General features: G+C 30.6%; 19 protein-coding genes. 1 reads left to right on the top strand and 18 read right to left on the bottom strand.

From position 1 onward, the window contains the following. Positions 1-75 precede the first annotated feature (75 nt). From KQI86_RS06695 to KQI86_RS06650, 10 genes are all read right to left on the bottom strand, one after another. Positions 76-1,770, bottom strand: a complete 1,695-nt coding sequence (locus KQI86_RS06695) for a sigma-54 interaction domain-containing protein (RefSeq protein WP_216438510.1) — start codon at positions 1,768-1,770, stop codon at positions 76-78. A 64-nt stretch (positions 1,771-1,834) separates the two neighbouring features. After that, positions 1,835-3,595: a helicase-related protein gene (locus tag KQI86_RS06690; RefSeq protein WP_216438509.1), complete on the bottom strand. Its 1,761-nt coding sequence runs from the start codon at positions 3,593-3,595 to the stop codon at positions 1,835-1,837. Between the two features lie 260 nt (positions 3,596-3,855). Further along, positions 3,856-5,019: an iron-containing alcohol dehydrogenase gene (locus KQI86_RS06685; RefSeq protein WP_216438508.1), complete on the bottom strand. Its 1,164-nt coding sequence runs from the start codon at positions 5,017-5,019 to the stop codon at positions 3,856-3,858. 47 nt (positions 5,020-5,066) lie between these two features. After that, positions 5,067-6,278, bottom strand: coding sequence for an S-methyl-5-thioribose kinase (gene mtnK, locus KQI86_RS06680; protein WP_216438507.1), 1,212 nt, complete (start codon positions 6,276-6,278; stop codon positions 5,067-5,069). A gap of 30 nt (positions 6,279-6,308) precedes the next feature. Next, on the bottom strand, positions 6,309-7,361 hold the full coding sequence (locus tag KQI86_RS06675; protein ID WP_216438506.1) for an S-methyl-5-thioribose-1-phosphate isomerase: 1,053 nt from the start codon (positions 7,359-7,361) through the stop codon (positions 6,309-6,311). Between the two features lie 95 nt (positions 7,362-7,456). Beyond that, a complete protein-coding gene (locus KQI86_RS06670) occupies positions 7,457-8,776 on the bottom strand; it encodes a Na+/H+ antiporter NhaC family protein (RefSeq protein WP_216438505.1) in 1,320 nt (439 codons plus the stop codon). A 30-nt stretch (positions 8,777-8,806) separates the two neighbouring features. Further along, positions 8,807-9,457: an L-fuculose-phosphate aldolase gene (locus KQI86_RS06665; RefSeq protein WP_216438504.1), complete on the bottom strand. Its 651-nt coding sequence runs from the start codon at positions 9,455-9,457 to the stop codon at positions 8,807-8,809. 33 nt (positions 9,458-9,490) lie between these two features. Beyond that, the gene (locus KQI86_RS06660) at positions 9,491-10,426 is read right to left on the bottom strand and encodes a sugar-binding transcriptional regulator (RefSeq protein WP_216438503.1); all 936 of its coding nucleotides are present in this window, start codon (positions 10,424-10,426) and stop codon (positions 9,491-9,493) included. A 195-nt stretch (positions 10,427-10,621) separates the two neighbouring features. Further along, the gene (locus tag KQI86_RS06655; protein ID WP_216438502.1) at positions 10,622-11,977 is read right to left on the bottom strand and encodes an FAD-dependent oxidoreductase; all 1,356 of its coding nucleotides are present in this window, start codon (positions 11,975-11,977) and stop codon (positions 10,622-10,624) included. A gap of 253 nt (positions 11,978-12,230) precedes the next feature. Further along, complete coding sequence (locus KQI86_RS06650) at positions 12,231-12,857, bottom strand: hypothetical protein (RefSeq protein ID WP_216438501.1); 627 nt, start codon at positions 12,855-12,857, stop codon at positions 12,231-12,233. A gap of 329 nt (positions 12,858-13,186) precedes the next feature. On the opposite strand from KQI86_RS06650, the gene tpx reads away from it, so the two are divergent. Beyond that, entirely contained in the window at positions 13,187-13,681 is a 495-nt protein-coding gene (tpx, locus tag KQI86_RS06645) for a thiol peroxidase (RefSeq protein WP_216438500.1), read from the top strand. 170 nt (positions 13,682-13,851) lie between these two features. Here the strand turns inward: tpx and KQI86_RS06640 are convergent, their stop codons facing one another. From KQI86_RS06640 to KQI86_RS06605, 8 genes are all read right to left on the bottom strand, one after another. Further along, positions 13,852-13,998, bottom strand: a complete 147-nt coding sequence (locus KQI86_RS06640) for a hypothetical protein (protein WP_216438499.1) — start codon at positions 13,996-13,998, stop codon at positions 13,852-13,854. Between the two features lie 155 nt (positions 13,999-14,153). Then, positions 14,154-14,465: a hypothetical protein gene (locus KQI86_RS06635; protein ID WP_216438498.1), complete on the bottom strand. Its 312-nt coding sequence runs from the start codon at positions 14,463-14,465 to the stop codon at positions 14,154-14,156. A 307-nt stretch (positions 14,466-14,772) separates the two neighbouring features. Further along, positions 14,773-15,012 carry a hypothetical protein gene (locus KQI86_RS06630; RefSeq protein WP_216438497.1) on the bottom strand — a complete coding sequence of 80 codons (240 nt, stop codon included), beginning with the start codon at positions 15,010-15,012 and terminating at the stop codon, positions 14,773-14,775. Between the two features lie 55 nt (positions 15,013-15,067). After that, on the bottom strand, positions 15,068-15,214 hold the full coding sequence (locus KQI86_RS06625; protein WP_216438496.1) for a hypothetical protein: 147 nt from the start codon (positions 15,212-15,214) through the stop codon (positions 15,068-15,070). A 61-nt stretch (positions 15,215-15,275) separates the two neighbouring features. Beyond that, positions 15,276-15,764: an HXXEE domain-containing protein gene (locus KQI86_RS06620; RefSeq protein WP_246582708.1), complete on the bottom strand. Its 489-nt coding sequence runs from the start codon at positions 15,762-15,764 to the stop codon at positions 15,276-15,278. A gap of 54 nt (positions 15,765-15,818) precedes the next feature. Then, positions 15,819-16,586 carry a class I SAM-dependent methyltransferase gene (locus tag KQI86_RS06615; RefSeq protein WP_343216149.1) on the bottom strand — a complete coding sequence of 256 codons (768 nt, stop codon included), beginning with the start codon at positions 16,584-16,586 and terminating at the stop codon, positions 15,819-15,821. A 317-nt stretch (positions 16,587-16,903) separates the two neighbouring features. Then, the gene (locus tag KQI86_RS06610; protein ID WP_216438494.1) at positions 16,904-17,713 is read right to left on the bottom strand and encodes an MBL fold metallo-hydrolase; all 810 of its coding nucleotides are present in this window, start codon (positions 17,711-17,713) and stop codon (positions 16,904-16,906) included. A 108-nt stretch (positions 17,714-17,821) separates the two neighbouring features. Then, a complete protein-coding gene (locus KQI86_RS06605) occupies positions 17,822-18,952 on the bottom strand; it encodes a zinc-dependent alcohol dehydrogenase (protein WP_216438493.1) in 1,131 nt (376 codons plus the stop codon). Between the last annotated feature and the right edge of the window lie 541 nt (positions 18,953-19,493).

Raw genomic sequence — 19,493 nt, 5'->3', positions numbered from 1 at the left:
CTTCTGTATTTTCTTCATTTTTTTATATCTTCTTATAATCTTCTGTAGTTTTGTATTTTCATATACTTTAAATATCTAATTTTTTAACTCTATATCTAACTTTTTAATTCTATATTGTAAGCTTTGCCTGCTCATTCCCAATTCCTTTGCACTTTTTGTTATGTTTCCATCATTAAAGTAAAGAACTTCTTTTATTATCTGTTTTTCTAATTTTTTCATTCTTTCCTCTAATACTTCTGATTGTACTTCTCTAACATCTATTTTATTATAGTATTGTTCTTCTCTAACATCCTTTTCATTATAGTATTGATTCTTTATACTTATTCCTTTTTCTAATGAATGAAGATAATCTGGTAAATTCTCAATTTCTATATAATTTTTATCTTCTATAACTTTATTAAAAGCATATTCAATTACATTTTGAAGTTCTCTTACATTTCCTGGCCAATCATATTCCATCAATACATCTATGGTTTTTCCATCAATAGATATTTTTTTCCCATCATATTCTTTACATAGCATATTTAAAAAATACTTAACTAATAAATGTATATCTTCTTTTCTTTCCCTCAAAGGTGGAATATTTATTTTAATTGTAGAAACTCTATAATAGAAATCCCTACGAAATTGTTGTTTCTCCATTAGATCAGAAAGATTTTCATTTGCCGCAGTAATTATTCTAACATCACATTTTATATATTTACTTCCCCCAACTCTTTGAAATCTTTTTTCTTGAAGCACTCTTAAAAGCTTAGCTTGCATATCAACACTGATAGAGTTGATTTCATCTAGAAAAAGAGTTCCTCCATCTGCCATCTCAAAAAATCCTTCTTTATTAATACTCCCTGTGAAAGCTCCTTTCTCAGTTCCAAAAAACATGCTCTCAAATAAATTACTTGGTATGGCACTGCAATTTACATCAATAAAGGGTTTATGCCTTCTAGGGCTAAAACTATGTATGCTCTGGGCTACAAGCTCTTTTCCGGTCCCCGTTTCCCCTATAATCAAAATACTAGAATTTGTTAGGGAAACCTTTTTAGCAAAATGAATAAGCTCACTCATTTTCTCAGAAGAATGTATTATATCATCAAAGGTATACAATTCATATTCATAAATAGGTTGTTCATCTTTTATATAAGCCTCTAGATTCAATGAACGATTTCTAATTTTGTTAAGTACAGATAAATCACTTTCCAGCACAACAGCACCGTATAATTTATCATGTACTTTTACAGGATAGCCAGAATTAATAGTAGTTAAAACCTTACCATTCCTCATTTTAAATCTATCACAACGATTTATAACAGGTTTCTTAGTCCTTAACACAGATAAAACTGTACTGAAATCCTCTGTTAAATCATAAATATCTAATAAATGCTTTCCCTTAAACTCATCCTTATTATAATTTTGCAGTATCTCACTAGCAGAATTAGAGTTTAAAAGATATCCATTCTTATCATAAATTTGAATCCCTTCTGGTATATAATTGATTATTTCTTCATAAAACTCTTTTAATATTGGTTCTTTACTTAAATATAAGTTTACACCGTCCTCTTCTTTCAGCCACTGATATTTATAAAATTTATTTTTTATTTCTACTGTCCCTCCCTTAGGGTTAACAGAATCACCTAATACATATTCAATTTTTTCTCCTATATAATTGCACCAACTATCATCTAAAAGCAGGTTATTATCTTCTCCTGGATAATATACTCCTTTTAATCGAAGTTCAATATCAAGCTTAAATATATAATCAATTATAACAATCATATACCCATCCCCTTATTTGCGCTTTTAATTTAAATTATACCATAATGTTCATATTTTCCTTTTACTATATCCCAAGCAATATATCATTTATCTCTTCACTAACTTTTAGCCTTTCATCATATACCCATTCTTCATCAAAAGGAAGGTTGAATACTTTTGAAAAAGAATAGTAAAGATTTATTTTTTGGTAATAAAGTTCTAATTCATATAGCTCTTTAAACTTTATTCTAGGCTTAGTTATATCTTTTCTTTTTGCTATAAATAATTCATCCATATAATTTAAGAACTGATCCATTATCTCTGGAGTTGTCACATCAAAGGGTATTCTTAGAGTTTGCCATTCTGTGTTTTGATCCAATTTATATGATTTTATACTATCCAATACTATCAAATATTCACTTATATCCATCTTTCTATAAAAAGAAGTTTTTTCTTCTCTAGTACTCCATAGAGCTAACTTTTCTCTTAAAGATAGATTTTTAATTTTTAGTATGGCTTCACTAGGTCCTACCACTCCTGTATCAATAACTTTGTCTTCACTATTTATCATGTCTTCAATAAAACTTTGAGAGTTACCAAAGGAAGTCAAGTATCCAACTTCGTATATACCTTTTCTACCTGCCCTTCCCCCGATTTGCTTAACTTCTTGGGAAGTTAAATATCTTACCTCTTCTCCATCAAACTTCTTAATATCCATGAAAACTATTCTTCTTATAGGAAGATTTACTCCCATTCCTATAGCATCTGTTGTTATAAGTATGGTGGTTTCCTTATTTATGAATTGTTCATATTGCTTTCTTCTTACCTCTGGTGGTAAATCTCCGTATATTAAACTAGCCTTTATACCTAAATCTGCATAATGATAGGCCAACTGTAACACTCTTTTTTTGGAGAATACTACTAAGGCATCTCCTGGTTGTACATCATTATATGAGAATCCTCTCCCCTCAATTTGAAGTGGTACATTTCTTTTATATTCTTTAATTTCATAGGTGTCATAGCAATCCTCAATTATTTCTTGTAAAACTTCTCTAGAATTTATAGCACCACAAATATGTATTTCTTTACACTTTAATCCCAAAACCGCTCGGCTCCATGCAGCTCCTCTAGAATCATCATCTATCATTTGTATCTCATCGATTATAGCTAAATCATATTTTTCTCTTAAATCCAATTTTTCTATTGTACAAGAAATATGGCTAGCATCTTCTACTAATATTTCTTCTTCTCCAGTGATTAAATTGCACTTAACCCCTTCCCTGTTTAATTTTTCAAAATTCTCAAGGGCTAATATTCTAAGTGGAGAAAGATATATTCCCTTTTTAACTTCCTTTAATCTTTCCATTGCATTATAAGTTTTTCCTGTATTGGTCTCCCCTAAATGAAGATAAAATTTTCTTTCAAGCCGTCTTGCCTCTTCATATTCATCTTTGGGGTTTTCAGGAAATATTTCATCAAACTGCTTAAATATAAGTTTAGGTATATGATGAGTTATTAAAACGCTCATAACTCCTGATTTCATATACCCCTCATAATTACCTCTAACTATTTCATGAAAAGTAAAGTCTGTTTTGTTCTTTCTATTGTAATCTTGAATTAATTTTTCAGATACATTCTGCAATATCTCTGAATATCTACGGTATACCTTATCAAAATCCCTTAAACCTTGCCCTTTAAATTCTCTTAAATGCTTTAGCTTTTTTCTTACTGCTGCTTCCTGTTCCCATAATCCATTTATACTTTTTGTATTTTTTACCAATCCTTCAATGTGAGCTGCTTCGTTTTTTATTTTCCTAAAGTTTCTTTCCATAGCTCTCGTCTTCATGCCAAGGCCTCCAAACTTCTATAATAATAATAATAATAATAATAATAATAATAATAATAATAATAATAATAAATGATAGTAATAATAACTAATAATATTATTTATTATTTTTCCCTTTATAGTAGTTAATTATTATTTATTCCTCCATTTTCTTTAGCTTTCACCTCACAGTGTACTTTCACAGCTTAGCTGTGTCAATGCTAGCCTTACGTAAAAAAGCTAGATATTAATAAACTTTATTAATATCTAGCTTTAAAATATTATTTTGCCATTTCAAATATTTTTATTACATCCTCTTTAGAGAGCTTTACAAAGCGACCAACAAAACCTGAACTAGTACATTTCTCAGCCATAGTATTGAAATCATCATAAAGAATATTTTCCTCTTTTAATCTTATAGGCATGTGAATATCCTTTAAAAACTCTTCAAACTTTTCTATTCCTAACAATGCTATTTCTTCTTCTGTTTTTTCATCATCATGGACATTGAAAACAAATTTACTAAACCTTGTAAATCTTTTTATGTTTTCTTTATAAATATATTTCATCCATGCAGGAAAAATCATGGATAAGGTTGCCCCATGGGTTACACCATATAACGCCGTTATTTCATGTCCTATTCTATGGCTAGCCCAATCTTCTTCCCTTCCTAATCCAAGAATTCCTGAATGAGCAATGGTTCCACTTAACATTATTTCAGCCCTTGCTGCGTAGTCATTAGGATTTTCTAATAATTTATATGCATTAGCTATAACTGCTCTCATAGCTCCTTCACATAGATTATCAGTAAGTTCTACATCTGTAGTATTAGTAAAATATCTTTCCATAACATGGGACAAAATATCTACTACTCCTGCAAATGTTTGGTTATTAGGTAGAGTTAAAGTAAGTTCTGGATTTAATATGGCAAATTTAGGTCTTAAAAGATCACTTTCTAACCCTAGCTTCTGTAGTGTTTCTTCATTATTAATTACTGTAGCGGAACTGCTCTCACTCCCTGTTGCAGGCAATGTAAGAATTACACCTATTGGTAAGGCTTCTTTTAATTCTACATTTTGAGTAAACAATTCCCACACATTTCCTTCGTAGTATACCCCAGCTGCTATTGCCTTTGCGGAATCTATAACACTTCCTCCACCTACTGCCAATATAAAATCGATGTCTTCATCTCTACAAATTCTTATGCCTTCTTTTACTAAGCTAAGTTTTGGATTAGGTGTTACTCCAGAAAGCTCAACTACTTCTATGTTATTACTTTTCAATATTTCTATTACTTCATCATGCAAACCAGACCTTTTAATACTATCCTTTCCATAGTGAAGAAGTATTTTTTTTATATTTTTAGGAAAATAACTCTTCATTTTAGAAAGGGAATCCTTTCCGAATACCAATTCTGTTGGATTATAATAATAAAAGCTATTCATTTTAACCCCCTTAATTTATATCCCTATATACTTATATGTGTATATCCTTAATACATATTGCTATTAAAGATGTCTATATATTTTTTACCTGTTTTAATATTCTCTCTATCTTTTATGAAAGTTTTAGCGGAAAGTATTAATATTCTTTCAGCTCTAACTCTTTTATCTATATCATCAATACTTGTAATATCTAAAACCTTTGAATCCCCTACCACTCTTCTAATAATTTCAAGACCAGCTTGTCCTGCTGTATCTGATAATATAGAATGCAAATACCAATCCATATAATATTCTTCTTTTGCCATTACATCTGTCACTATTTCTTTATATTTTTTTATGAATTTTTCCTTAAACAGTTCTATAATATCCTCTATAGTTTTTTCAATCCATATTGTAAACTCTTCTGTTTCCTTATCCTCTTGAGTTACATAAGCATTTACCCATGCGAAAAATAAATTTCCTATTACATTTCCTAGATCATAGCCAATAGGTCCATAGAATGCAAACTCAGGGTCTAACACTTTAGTGGAATCCTCTTTTACAAAAATAGAACCTGAATGCAAATCCCCATGGATTAAAGCTTGTGAATTATTCATAAAATTGTTTTTAAGTTTTCCTGCCTCTAGTATTAACTCTTTATCTTCATATAGTCGGGTTTTTACAAACTCCATATTTTCTTCTAACACAATATTTCTACCTTTATAATCTATAAAGGGCTCTGTAAATACTAGATCCTCTGATATTTTGCAAAGATCTTTATTAATATATCTTTTAACATTATCCTTCTTTTCTCCTGAATCCATAACTAAATCTGTTGTTGGCAAAAGTGTATCTACAATAAAAGTAGTTATGTGATCTGCAAGTAATGGAAATGTTTTTCTTTGTAATAGTTCTTTTCTTAAATTGCCATGATCAGATATATCCTCCATTGATAGGGCACACATTACAGCATCATATTTATATACTTTTGGAATTAGTGTAGGTGCTAAATCCCCTTGCAACATCAACACTTCTGCTTCTATTCTATTTCTATCCACATCTAACTCACGACCTGAAGATCTAAGAAAACCATCAGCATGCTTTATTATAACTGATTTTTTAGTGTTCACATCCCAAACTTTGAATACATAATTTATATTTCCATCCCCTATTTCTTCTACTTCAAGCTTAGCATCCTCATGAAACATGTCTAATTTTTCTTTTGCATAGAGCATAGCATCTTCTGCTTCCATTTTAAAATGTGAATTAAATCTAGACAAGACATCAACTCCTTAACTTCATTTTATGATTTAATAATAATTTTCTACCTTTGACTGGAAGTATCTATGCAAATCATAAGGATTAAATATCCCCTTATCTGTAACTACGCCGCTTACTAAATGAGGAGGAGTAATATCAAAGGATGGATAATATCCCTTAACTCCCTTCATAGTATTCTTAATACCTCTAAATTCTAGTACTAGACTCGGATCTCTTTCCTCAATTTTAACCTGTGAAATACTCTCACGATCCCCATCAGGAATACCTGTTACAAAGTAGGGAATACCGAAATATTTAGCTACTATAGCTATTTGTAATGTTCCTATCTTGTTTACTATATGACCATCTAAACAAATAGAGTCCGCTGCTGATGTAAATACATCTATATTTTTATTTTGCATAGTAAATGCAGGCATATTATCTGTAATTACAGTTACGTCAAAACCTTGATCATATGCTACACTTGCAGTAAGCCTAGCTCCTTGTAAATATGGTCTAGTTTCTGGGCAAAACAGTTTAATATTTTTATTTTGATTTTTTGCTTCTTTTAGCATCATACCAACGATGGTTTCTCCAAAGCACTGTGTCATTATGTTACCATTTTGCGGGAACATATCTACTAGATATTTTGCTACTTCACCAATCCTTGAATAACGATTGTTCATGGATTTAACAGTATGCTGAAAAATTGTCTCATCAACTTTTTGCCCATTTTGCATAGCTCCTTTTGCAGATTCTAAGCATCCTTCAACCACTAATGTCATTCTATTTGCTGTGGTAGGTCTTGCATTTGCCAATCTATAAGCAGCTTTTTCTAAATAATCAATTTGATCCTTAAATGATAGTTCTCTACATTCATATGCAGCTAAAGCCATCCCCATACCTGCCGCTGTATAAGGGCCGGCACTTTGAGTTACCATGTCTTTAATAGCCTTTGCAACTTCCTCATGATTATTGCATGTAACAAACTTTACTTCCGTTGGATAAATTCTTCTATCTAATATTTTTACCTTACCGCCATCATACCAAGCTACATTTTCATATCTAAGCATGAAAGCTAAATCTTTATCTACTCTGTCCATATGTTTCCGCCTTTCTAATTTGTTTTAAACTACCAATTATATTATAAACTATAGAGCCAGAACTCCCAAAGACTTCTAGCCCTATACGCCTGATATTAACCTTTCATAGTTAAATCATTTTTATTATCTTTAGATTTTAATTTTGGAAGATCGAATATAATAGCTAATAGACCAAAAATAATGATTAAAAATGAATATATTGAAAATGGTACAATTTCTATTGGTGATATTTTCCCAATTCCTGCAGCTAATAATAATTGTCCCCCATATGGGATTAAGCCTTGGAAAGCAGATGAGAATATATCTAAAATACTTGCGGTTCTTCTTGGGTCTATATCATATTCTTTTGACAGGTCTTTTGCTAATGGCCCTGCTGTAATAATGGATATTGTATTGTTAGTTGTAGCTATATCTATTACACTTACTAAAGCAGCTATGCCCATCTCTGCTCCTTTTTTTGTTTTTACTTTTGATGTAACCTTTTCTAGTAAGTAGTCAAGACCGCCATAGTGACTCATAAGTCCAACTAATCCTCCTACTATAATAGCGATTATAGCTAAGTCCTCCATCCATCCCATTCCTCTTTGTAATACTTGGAAAAGTTCAACCATATTAAAGCTACCCATTGCTAGTCCTATTATGGCTCCACTACCTATACCTATTCCTAAAACTAGCATAACGTTTACACCAATAAGTGCACTAACAATAATTGCTACATAAGGGATTATCCTTACTAATGAATATTCATAAGTAGCTAATTCAGCATTTCCAGTGGACAAAAATGTTAATGCTATGAGAGTGATAATAACAGCTGGTAAAACAATCAAAAAGTTAGCTTTGAATTTGTCTCTTGGTTCTACTCCTTGAGTTCTTATAGCCGCTATTGTTGTATCTGAGATAAAGGATAGATTGTCCCCAAACATTGCACTACCTACTACAGTTCCTAAAACTAAAGGTAAGCCAATTCCTGTCTGTTGTGCTATCCCCACACCTATAGGTGTTAAGGCACTTATGGTTCCCATGGAAGTTCCCATGGCAAATGATAAAGTACATCCAACCATAAATATACCTGGTAATAACATATTTGCTGGTAAAACACTTAATCCTAAATTTACTATGGAACTTACAGCCCCCATTGCATCTGCAATTGAATAAAAAGCTCCTGCAAGTAGGAAAACCACAACCATTAATATTATAGTCGGTTCCCCTCCAGCTTTTGAAAATATATCAATCTTATCGTTTAATGATGTCTTTTCCCCTTTTTTATCAAATAATAAAGCAAAACCTGAAGCAAAAATAAGTGCTAATAATAAAGGCATATTAGTAAAATCACCTGTTATAATTCCTGTCCCCATGAATAATGCCAAGAAAAATACTAAAGGTACTAACCCTAAAAAGTTACTTTTTTTATCCATTATATATACCCCCTAATTTTAATCTTATCCTTATCGTTTTACTTGCCCATAAGATTGAAATAACCCTAACATTTTGTCCATCTCATTATCTGAAAGTATTTTAGCCTCTCCTAAAGTTTTTGTTCTATAATATATTTCTGCACAATACTCAATTTCTTCTGCTTTGTTAAAAGCATTAGGTAAATCTTTTGCTCCTGTCAACAAGCCATGATTAGCTAGAAAAACAGCATATCTATCCTTCATCCCTTCAAATGCATTTATAGCAAGCTCCTCAGTTCCAAAAGTTGCATATTCTGCACATCTTACATTTCGTCCCCCTGAAATTGCAACTAGATAATGTACCGCTGGTAGTTCCCAATTCATACAAGATAAAACCGCTGAATACATAGAGTGAACATGAACTACTGCATTAATATCATCTCTTTTCTCATAAAAAATTTTGTGCATTGAGTATTCGCTAGACGGTTTTTTCCTTCCATCAACTACATTGCCATTAAGGTCCATAATCAAAATATCCTCTGGCTTAAGCTTAAAATAATCAATTCCACTTGGAGTTATAGCCATCAATTTTTTATCCCTTATAAAAACGCTAATATTACCTCCTGTCCCTTTAGTTAGATTACTTTCAATTAACTTTTTACCGTACTCTATAACCAGTTCTCTTTCTTCTTTAAATATCAAATATATCCCTTCTCTCTTAATACTATCTATTATTTATTCTTCAATTAATCGCTTAGCCATATCACTGTCGGTAATTAAAACATCTAAATAGTTTCCTTTCAGTGCTCCTAAAATAGCTTTATACTTGCTTTCTCCCCCTGCTATTCCTATGACCAATGCATTGCTTTTATTTTCGAGTATGTCATATCCTATAGTTTTATCTTTATAGTCATGCTCTACAATTTCACCATTTTCGTTGTACCATCTAAATCCAATATCCCCAACACATTGGCGAGATAGAAGATGCTCTATGTATTTTTCATTAAATTGTGTTTGCTTATATAAAGTATTATTTGTGCTCAATTCTCCTATACCCGCTATTATGATGTTACATTGTTCCATGTTTTCAAAAGTAGTTTTTAAACTTTTATCAGACATAATTGCAGATTTAGTTTCCTTATTTTCTACAATAGCTGGAGCATATAATAAATAAGGTTTTCCTCCTAGCTTTTCTGCTATAGTTCTAGTGATTTCATCAGGCTGTAGAGCAGTAAATGCTATATCCATTCCACCTATCAGTTGAACAACTGGGGCCTCTAGCTTATTATTATATGATAATCTATTAGCTACCTCTGATAATGTTTTGCCCCAGGTTACTCCTATAACATCATCTTTTACAATCAGCTTCTCTAAATATTCAGCTCCTGCTATCCCTAAACTACTAGTTATGTTTTTCTCATCCATAGCAGAAATAACTACACTTTGTGTTAAATTAAACTTTTCTTCTAACTTGGTCTCCAACTCCAAATTATATTTGTCTATATCTATAATTTGAATTTGAACTATATTTTCATTGATGGCTTTTTTTAATAATCTATTTACTCTTTGTCTAGACATAACCATTTTTTCTGCTATTTCAGCCTGTGTTAATCCTTTTTTATAGTAGTAGTATGCAACTTTTATCAACTCTCGATTGTTATAATTCGCCATTCAATCCCTCCCTTGTTACATTTGCTCACTAGGTTGTACTTTGTAACACCTTGATAAAATTATATCACCCAATTCAATATAATTCAACATTTTTTTCAGTATTTTTATAATTTTCTAATAATTTTTTTAGCATGTTGTCATGTTCAATGCATATAAAAAACTAGGCCGATAATATTTCAGCCTAGCTCTATAAACTTATGATTCTAAACTTCCCTCCATAATTACCCCTGATTGGATAACTGGGCTATTAACTGTTGAATATGGTGGAGAGTAAGATAAATCTATTAGCGCTAAATCTCTTTTTCTTGCTCCAAAGGTTATAGCTGCTACATAAGTATCTATTGTCTTATCTACTCCCTCTCCTCCAAATATTTGAATTCCTAATATCTTTTCACTTTCTTTTTCCACCATTATTTTTATATACATAATGGAAGCTCCAGACATAAAAGGTGGTTTATTATATGTCTTTACATAATGAATATCTACTTTCTTTCCTAATGCCTCTGCTTCTCTTTGGTTCATTCCAAGAAAAGCTACTGTCTTATCAAATATTTTAAATATGCCTGTAGAAAGAATTCCTTCATAGGATAGATCCTCCCCTGTGGCATTTTTCCCTGCTATTCTTCCCATCTTATTTGCCGTAGTTCCAAGAGGTCTGTAAACATAGTCTTCATGTATCAATGAATAAATTTCCGCACAATCCCCTGCTGCATATATATCTTCCAAATTAGTCTCCATTTTCTCATTTACCCTTATGGCTTTAGTTTTTCCAATATTTACTCCAGCATTAAGTGCCAAGTCCACATTAGCTCTTATTCCAATAGAAAGTATAACCATATCTGCGTCTATAACTCTTTTATCTGTTACAGCTTTTTTAGCTGATTTTTCTCCAAGTAAACTCTTTACTTCTTCTCCTGTGTATATCGTTACTCCCTTTTCTTTTATATATTCCTCTATTCTATTAGCCATATCTCTATCTAGTGTTGGCATGACTTGATCTTTTAGCTCCACCATGGTTACATCTATTCCTATTTCGGTTAGATTTTCACATAATTCCATGCCTATAAATCCTGTACCTACTATTAAAGCTTTCTTAGGATTTTTTTCTTCTATGTACTTTTTTATTCTATCTGCACTTTCAACATTTCTTAAAACAAATACATTGTCTTTATCCATCCATTCCTTATTAGGTATAAAAGGTGAAGCACCTGTGGCTATAACAAGCTTATCATAGTGATCCTCAAACTCTTCCCCTGTGGATAAATTCTTTACCTTTACCTTTTTATTTTTAGAATCTATATAAGTTACTTCATGTAGTATTTTCACATCTACATTAAACTTCTCTTTAAAGTATTTACTATCTCTTGGCACAATCTCTCTTCTTGTATTAACAATTTTCCCTATATAATATGGAAGACTACATCCTGAATAAGAAATATCCTTATCTCTATCATATATAATTATTTCCGCATCTCTATCATTTCTTCTAGCCTGAGTTGCCGCTGTGGTTCCCCCTGCTACACCACCTATTATAACTATCCTCTTACTCATATAAATCCCCTTCCTTCACTTTTTACTCTTCACTTTTAGCTTTTCACTCTTAACTCTTCACTTATTATGATTCTCAATTATAAACTTTCCATTCTTCTATTATAATTGTCAATTATTAAAGTTATCAATTTTTCATCTCTACTATTTAATATCTAACTATTAACTATAAGCTTAATAGTTAATATCAACTATCAGCTCTCCTATCAATTCCTATCAAATATTAAATATCAACTTCTATAACCCTAAAACTATATTAGTAATTTTCAAAGCTTAAGACTTTACCATCTTTCATCAATGCCTTCTTCTTCCCAATAAGTTCTGGCACTTCACCTTCACCTTTTGCCCATTCCTCTTCTGTATCATTAATATCCCCGATAAAGCTTCCATCGGCATGATATATATCTAAATACGCCGTTACCTTACCATCTTCCTCCACCATTTCTTTAACTTTTGCAAAATTATAACTTCCTCCGCTAGCAAGAGGAGCAATATATTTATTGTCTATAAATTCATACTTTGGAGTGGTCAAATGTTTTTCTACTTTCTTCGCGAAAAATTCATTTATGGTATCCTCGATATACTTTTGCTCTATATAAGCACAACATTTTTCTTGATACACAGAAAACTTTTCAAAATTATTATCAAAATTATATGCTACAGCGAAATTTATAGCATTTTCATCTGTTAATGAGTTTTCTTTAAAATCTTCTAATTTATATTTTACAAAAAGAGTGAAATAATTATTCAACTCTTTCCTCTTATTTTCACTTAATTCTATAGAATTTTTATTTACCTTTACCTCTTTGCTATTAATATATTTGTAGGTTATTCCTAAAGATACAGCTACTATCAATAATATAGCTATTATATACTTTTTCATAATTTTATCACCTTCTCATTAGTTTTTATTAATATTATACACATATATTAACACTATTTCATACACTTATTAACACTATTTCATAACATCTATTAACATTATTCCGTGCACATATGGACACTATTCCATGGCGCCCATTAATCCCATTCTGCATACATATTAATAATGTTCTATGTACATATTAATATTATCTTATATATTTAATAACATTATATACGTAAATGGTATATTTATCAAAGCTATTGAAAATATTATTTATATGTGATATTATAATATTAATAAATAATTGTTATTAATTAATAACAATTTCACTTTAGGAGGTACTTAATATGACAATAAAATTTGACGGCAATCCATTAAGCCTTGTAGGAGAACAGGTAAAAGTTGGTGATGTTGCACCAGACTTTACTGCTACAAATAATGATTTAAAAGATGTTTATTTTAAAGATACAAAAGGAGTTAGAATAATTTTAACAGTTCCTTCCATAGACACCCCTGTTTGTGACTTGGAAACAAGAACTTTTAACTCAAAAGCTACTTCAATTCCAAATGTATCTATATATACTATATCCATGGATTTACCATTTGCACAATCCAGATGGTGCGCAGCTCATGGAATAAAAAATGTAACTACACTATCTGACTATAAAGATAGATTAGTTGGCAAAAACTATGGAACATATATTAAGGAATTAGGACTACTTACAAGAGCAGCTTTCGTTGTAGACAGCACTAACAAAATAGTTTATGTAGAATACTTAGATGAAATAACCGAACAACCTAACTACAATGCTATATTAAAAGCTGCTAGTGAAGCAAAATAAAATCTAAGTGTAAAATTAAAATGCTAACATTATACTGTAAATAATTCATACCCCCTATGAATTATTTATAGCTAATAATTATAAAAATAAAGAAACTAAGTACATGGTAAGAAGGGCACCCCCCAAACCCCCGCTCAACTTCACTATGTACTTAGTTCTTTTTTGGCAATCTATCTTGAATTTTTATTAATATATATACTTAATGCCTGTGATGCTTTGAATAATACAATAATTGCTGATATATAAACTAAACATTCTAATAGTTCTTTAATAATCCCCAAAACACCAAGAGACCCTGCAATACCAAAAGCTCCCACAATGATTACCCCCTTTGTTTAAAATTAATTTAAATTTAATACACTTAGTTCCCCATTTGAATACCCTAATCATTTCTGTAGAAATTTATAAATATAAAAACACTTTACCATAAACTAAATAAGAAGCATTTATGGGTTATAATACATTAAAATTTTTAATGTTTTTTTCTACGCAACCTTATAAAACCTCCCAAAATTAGTATGCATCCTATAATTATCTGCATAGCTTGGTTTAACAGTGTAACTGTGCTAAAATCTTTTATTATATTATATATTGCTGGAGTTAAAAATATAATTCCCATAGTTATAAGTACCTTAGGTGATTTAAATAAATTTTTTGTAGCTAAATTAACTCTTCCTGAGCCTACATAGTAACCAGGATTAAAAGCATTCTTTTGATATTCTTTAATTTCATCTAACTGTTCTTCAAATGAGTTAATTTCCTTATTAGTTTCTTTATTATCCATAAACAGCCCCCTTGAAAGGATTTTCTATGTTAATTAATAACTTTTTTAGTCTATAGTTTAAATATTAATGAACTATTCCCGTAAGGGAATTTACACCACATCCATCATCTATTCATCTATTTAATCTATTTGTAAAACATCAAGGAACTAAGTATATAATGGGAGGAGCGCCTTTTTTGAAGCGACGTCATTATGTACTTAGTTCCTCTTTTGGATACCCTAATCATTTCTGTAAAAACCTATAATTGAGAAATCATTTTAGTTATATATTTAGATATATAGTTCTTTAGTTTTTTAAATTTTTAGATTATGAATCTTTATTTTTTAATGTTTTTACTATTATTGATGTACAAACAGCTATAACGCTGCTTAGATAAAAAACTCCATATAAAATTATTTCAGCCTCACTACTATCATGACTATATGAGTCTGTTATAAGCACACTAATGACTAAACCTAAAACAAAAACCATTATTCCTATAAATATTGGTTTAAATTTTTCTTTTATAATTCTCAATCCTTCTTTAAAAGATTCCCATTCATTCATTATAATCCCCCCATAGTTAAGTTATAATAAAAAAAGTTTGAACTATTCATAATCCTTAACCATTATACCTGTAAAAACGATTATTTTGGTTATATGTGAATCCAAATTTTTTATAAAATTTATCAAGTTCACTTATTGCAATCAGACCGATAATAGCATCATCTGTATAATTATCATCAATATAATCCATCAGTTTCCTCATAATTAATGTGCCAATTTTTTGTATTACATTTTCCTAAAATTTCTCTAAGTGTTCTATTAATTTATTTATAATCAATTAATTTTCCACCTATCTTTTTTAAAATATATATTAATATTAATAGGAATATACCCACTACAACTGTAGATATAATTATTTCACTAAAATTAATAATCTTATTATTTAATAAAAAAGCTATGATTAAGCTATTGAAGGGTATTATAAGAAAAATTCCTGTAATTAATCCCGGGCAATACTTTTTTAACACAATGCTTGAAGCCAAGTGCGGAAAAATAACATTAATGATCATTGATCCTATAAAGCCGAAGAAAAAATATTTTAGTATTAAAATCTGAGGAAAAATCATAAATAAACCCGTTGCTAAATATGCTAACATTGTAATTATTAATACAGCAAAGCAAAATTCATCTCTACTCACTTGTTTACCAAATCTTTGTACATGTTTTGACCACTCTGGCAACCAAAGTGCTTCTTCTATGTTATGCAATGTTATTGCAAGAATAAACAGTAAGTATATGCTTGATGTATTCATAACACTTTCCATTCCTTTAAATTATTTATTGTTTTAATCCGTGATATGAGGAGATTACGAATTAATCTTTGTATCTGTACTAATTTTGATTGCTCTAAAAAATAGAAATTGAGGTCTCTTAGTTAGTTTATCATAAAGCTCTGGCTGTTCTATTTTAAATTGTTCTATTGGCATAGGTTCTAATAACTTTTCTATAATAAATCCATTTTCTATAACTGGAGAAACTATCTTATTCAAAGGTCTCCTGTAAAATTGAACTTTAACCTTACCTTTATGTGTTTCCCACTCATCATCTATAATCTCTGTAGAGAAATAATTTTCCTTATTAAAAACCGTAAAATCCATAAAAGGATGATGAACCGAGAAAACAAGTTGGCCATTTTTCTTTAGAATTCTATTAAATTCACTCATTACTATATCCCAATTTTTAATATAGTGAAGTGTTAAAGATGATACCACAACATCAATAGACTCGTCTTGAATAAAGCTTAGTGGCTCGTTTAAGTCAGCTCTTATAATTTCAGCTTTATCTCCAACTCTCTCTTTAGTCATCTTTATCATATTGGGACTAAAATCTAATGCTATTACACTTGCCCCTTTATCCAATAGCCACTTAGTGTACCATCCTGCAGCACAACCTGCGTCTAAAACTTTCTTTCCTTTTACATCTGGAAGCAAAGATATAGTTGCAGGTCTTTCATAGTAGGCATTGAACGGTTTTTTATCAATATATTCAAAATACCATTCTGCCATTTCTTCATAGGATTCAAGTGAAACTGAGTCTTTATTTATAACTTGTTTTTGCTGTGGTAGATTATTCACTATACTTCCCTCCTCACGTAATACTTTACAATTGTTTAATTAAATTGCATATCTTTACATACTAATTATAACATTTATTCTAATAAAACACATATGATTAACTAAATATCAGCTTTCTCTTTAAAATATAAAAACAATATACCATTACTTAATTTTTATGATATATTTGTAGAACATAAAAGAGCTAAGTATGTAGTACAAAAGCGACTTTTTTCGGAGCAGCTTTACTACGTGCTTAGCTCTATGATTTGAAATCCTAATTATTCTTGTAGAAATCTATATTTAAGAAGCCAATTTGAGACTATAACCTTTCATCCTTATTTAGGTTCAGCTATTTTATCAAAATCATTAACTAACGTTTCTAAATGACTTATTAATTCTTTACCCTCCATAGGTTGCCCGTGACTTGGTATCGCTAGCAATGGCCTTAAGTCTAAAAGCTGTTTTACAGACTTCTTAGCTTCTCTCCAATCAGTAGTTAAATATTTAGGAGGTCCACTTATCTGCTCTCCTTGAGTTAATACTGACATAAGTGACTCCTGCTTTACTGTTGAAAATGCATCTCCAGCTATAAGTACACGATCTTTCTCTTTGAATAATGCTATATGCCCTTCAGTATGTCCAGGAGTGTGCAACCATCTCCATTCTGGCATACCCGGTATGCTGCCATCTGAAGGTAGTTCTAAAGCATAATTTCCTACATCTATACTGGTATGAGGGAAAGTTGTAGACATTTTTGCTACCATTCCATTATCTACAGTAGGGTCTGCTAAAGGATAATCTTTTTTACCAGTTATATTAGGAAGTTCTAATTTATGAATATAAACTGGAACATCCCAATGTTTAGTAAGTTTAATGACAGAACCAACATGATCAAAATGACCATGAGTAAGAATTATTGCCTCTGGTGGATTATCTTTTCCGAACTTCTTTTCAACTGATTGTAAAATAAACTCTGCAGAGTTTTCAAGTCCTGTATCTACGAGAACCCATTTGTTATTTTCATTATTTGAAGTATTAACTATAAAAGCATTTACAATAGTGAATTGTAGTACTAATATATCTGGAGTAACTTGTAGTGATGACGTGGTCACAGCAGATAAACCTTCAACTAATTTGTTTCCCATTTTCCTATCCTCCATTTTAAGTTCATTAAACATTTAAGTAAAATTAAGATTATTAAAATCTTTTTTTAATTCTCCTCATAAAACCTAATATATTGTTTATTATCTCTTCTACGGCTTTAAAATTACTTTTATACATTCATCTTTCTTTTCATCAAAGATCTTATATCCATACTCACCTTTATCTAAAGATAGTTTATGAGTTATAATGTCTGTTGCATCGATCTTCTTTTCTTTTATAAGCTTTAATATGGGTTCAACATAAGAATGAACTGGGCACTGCCCCATCTTAAGCGTAATATTTCTCGAGAAAAAGTCACCAAGAGGAAAAGCATTATACCTTGCTCCGTATACTCCCACTAGTGATACAGTTCCTCCTTTTCTTACAGCCTGAGTAGCTATTTCAATTGCAGACTTCGAACCACCCTGTAGCTTTAAGAGTGTCTCTACTTTTTCAATCATGGTCATTTTGCCATCCATGCCAACACAATCAACTACAACATCCGCTCCTCCATTTGTTATATCCTTAATATATTCACCTACATTATCATGATGCTCTAAATTAACTGTTTCTACTCCATTATATTTTTGGGCATGTTTAAGTCTGTAGTCAATATAGTCTACTGCAATTATTCTTTTAGCTCCTATATAAGCTGCCCATTTTTGTGATAGAAGTCCTACTGGACCACATCCTAATATTACAACAGTATCCCCATGTTTAACATTACCATTTTCAACTCCCCAATATGAAGTAGGAAGTATATCTGTTAAAAACAAAACCTCTTCATCTGTAAGCTCCTCTGGGATAATCATAGGGCCTACATTGGCATATGGTACTCTTAAAAATTCTGCTTGCCCTCCATTATATCCACCTAAAGTATTACTGTACCCAAATACAGCTCCCACTCCCCCATTAGGGTTTGAATTATCACATTGACTCCACAAGTCATGTTCACAATACCAACAGTGACCACAAGATATAGGAAAGGGAACTATTATCCTATCACCTTTTTTCAACTTAGTTACTCCTTTTCCTACTTCCTCTACAATTCCCATAGTTTCATGCCCTAAAATGTAATCTTTAGGTGTATTCGGTATCATTCCATGTATCAAATGTAAGTCAGAACCACAAATTGCCGTTGAAGTAACCTTAACTATTATATCGTCTTCTTTCTCAATAGTAGGATCTTTCATATTTTTAACTTTAACATCCTTTATACCTTGATATGTTAATGCTTTCATTGTAAGCCTCCTTAAGTATACTTTATTGTATCTTTCCCTAAAATTTTAAAAATAATATCCAATTAATGAATAAATTTCCTTAATGGTATTTTTGCTACAAAAATATACTTATAAGATATAAAAGAGCTAAGTATGTAGTAAAAAAGCGACTTTTTTGGAACGGCTTTACTACGTACTTAGCTCTATGATTTGGAATCCTAATTACCTTTGTAGAAACTTATAATTGCCAAATCAATTTAAGGTTACAACAAATAAAAAATGCTATATAATGGTTCTTATGCTGTCTCGCTTCAATAAGAACTTCTAAAAATTTATTTTCTAAAAACCCTTAATGCTGACAAACTCCCTTCGGTCAAATATGTACAGCATCTTAGTGATATTTAAAAAAATAAATTAAGAATTTCTAGATTTTGCTCAAATGCATAGGGCGCACCACATAACATTTTTAAGTTTTAGATAATTAAATTTTACAAACTAATATTTAAAACCAATATTTCATAATATAAATTTTCAAAACATAAAAGAACTGAAGTATATATTG

Source organism: Clostridium mobile (assembly GCF_018918285.1).
GTDB classification, from domain to species: Bacteria; Bacillota; Clostridia; order Clostridiales; family Clostridiaceae; genus Clostridium_AW; species Clostridium_AW mobile.
This window is presented reverse-complemented; position numbering and strand designations above follow the sequence as displayed.

Excerpts from the sequence above, each read along its gene's own strand:
- KQI86_RS06655 (WP_216438502.1), bottom strand. The coding sequence starts at position 11,977 with ATGAGTAAGAGGATAGTTATAATAGGTGGTGTAGCAGGGGGAACCACA.
- KQI86_RS06675 (WP_216438506.1), bottom strand. The coding sequence starts at position 7,361 with ATGGACAGAGTAGATAAAGATTTAGCTTTCATGCTTAGATATGAAAAT.
- tpx (WP_216438500.1), top strand. The coding sequence starts at position 13,187 with ATGACAATAAAATTTGACGGCAATCCATTAAGCCTTGTAGGAGAACAG.
- KQI86_RS06695 (WP_216438510.1), bottom strand. The coding sequence starts at position 1,770 with ATGATTGTTATAATTGATTATATATTTAAGCTTGATATTGAACTTCGA.
- KQI86_RS06625 (WP_216438496.1), bottom strand. The coding sequence starts at position 15,214 with ATGAGGAAACTGATGGATTATATTGATGATAATTATACAGATGATGCT.
- KQI86_RS06610 (WP_216438494.1), bottom strand. The coding sequence starts at position 17,713 with ATGGGAAACAAATTAGTTGAAGGTTTATCTGCTGTGACCACGTCATCA.
- KQI86_RS06650 (WP_216438501.1), bottom strand. The coding sequence starts at position 12,857 with ATGAAAAAGTATATAATAGCTATATTATTGATAGTAGCTGTATCTTTA.
- KQI86_RS06635 (WP_216438498.1), bottom strand. The coding sequence starts at position 14,465 with ATGGATAATAAAGAAACTAATAAGGAAATTAACTCATTTGAAGAACAG.
- KQI86_RS06630 (WP_216438497.1), bottom strand. The coding sequence starts at position 15,012 with ATGAATGAATGGGAATCTTTTAAAGAAGGATTGAGAATTATAAAAGAA.
- KQI86_RS06670 (WP_216438505.1), bottom strand. The coding sequence starts at position 8,776 with ATGGATAAAAAAAGTAACTTTTTAGGGTTAGTACCTTTAGTATTTTTC.
- KQI86_RS06620 (WP_246582708.1), bottom strand. The coding sequence starts at position 15,764 with ATGAATACATCAAGCATATACTTACTGTTTATTCTTGCAATAACATTG.
- KQI86_RS06660 (WP_216438503.1), bottom strand. The coding sequence starts at position 10,426 with ATGGCGAATTATAACAATCGAGAGTTGATAAAAGTTGCATACTACTAC.
- KQI86_RS06690 (WP_216438509.1), bottom strand. The coding sequence starts at position 3,595 with ATGAAGACGAGAGCTATGGAAAGAAACTTTAGGAAAATAAAAAACGAA.
- KQI86_RS06605 (WP_216438493.1), bottom strand. The coding sequence starts at position 18,952 with ATGAAAGCATTAACATATCAAGGTATAAAGGATGTTAAAGTTAAAAAT.
- KQI86_RS06685 (WP_216438508.1), bottom strand. The coding sequence starts at position 5,019 with ATGAATAGCTTTTATTATTATAATCCAACAGAATTGGTATTCGGAAAG.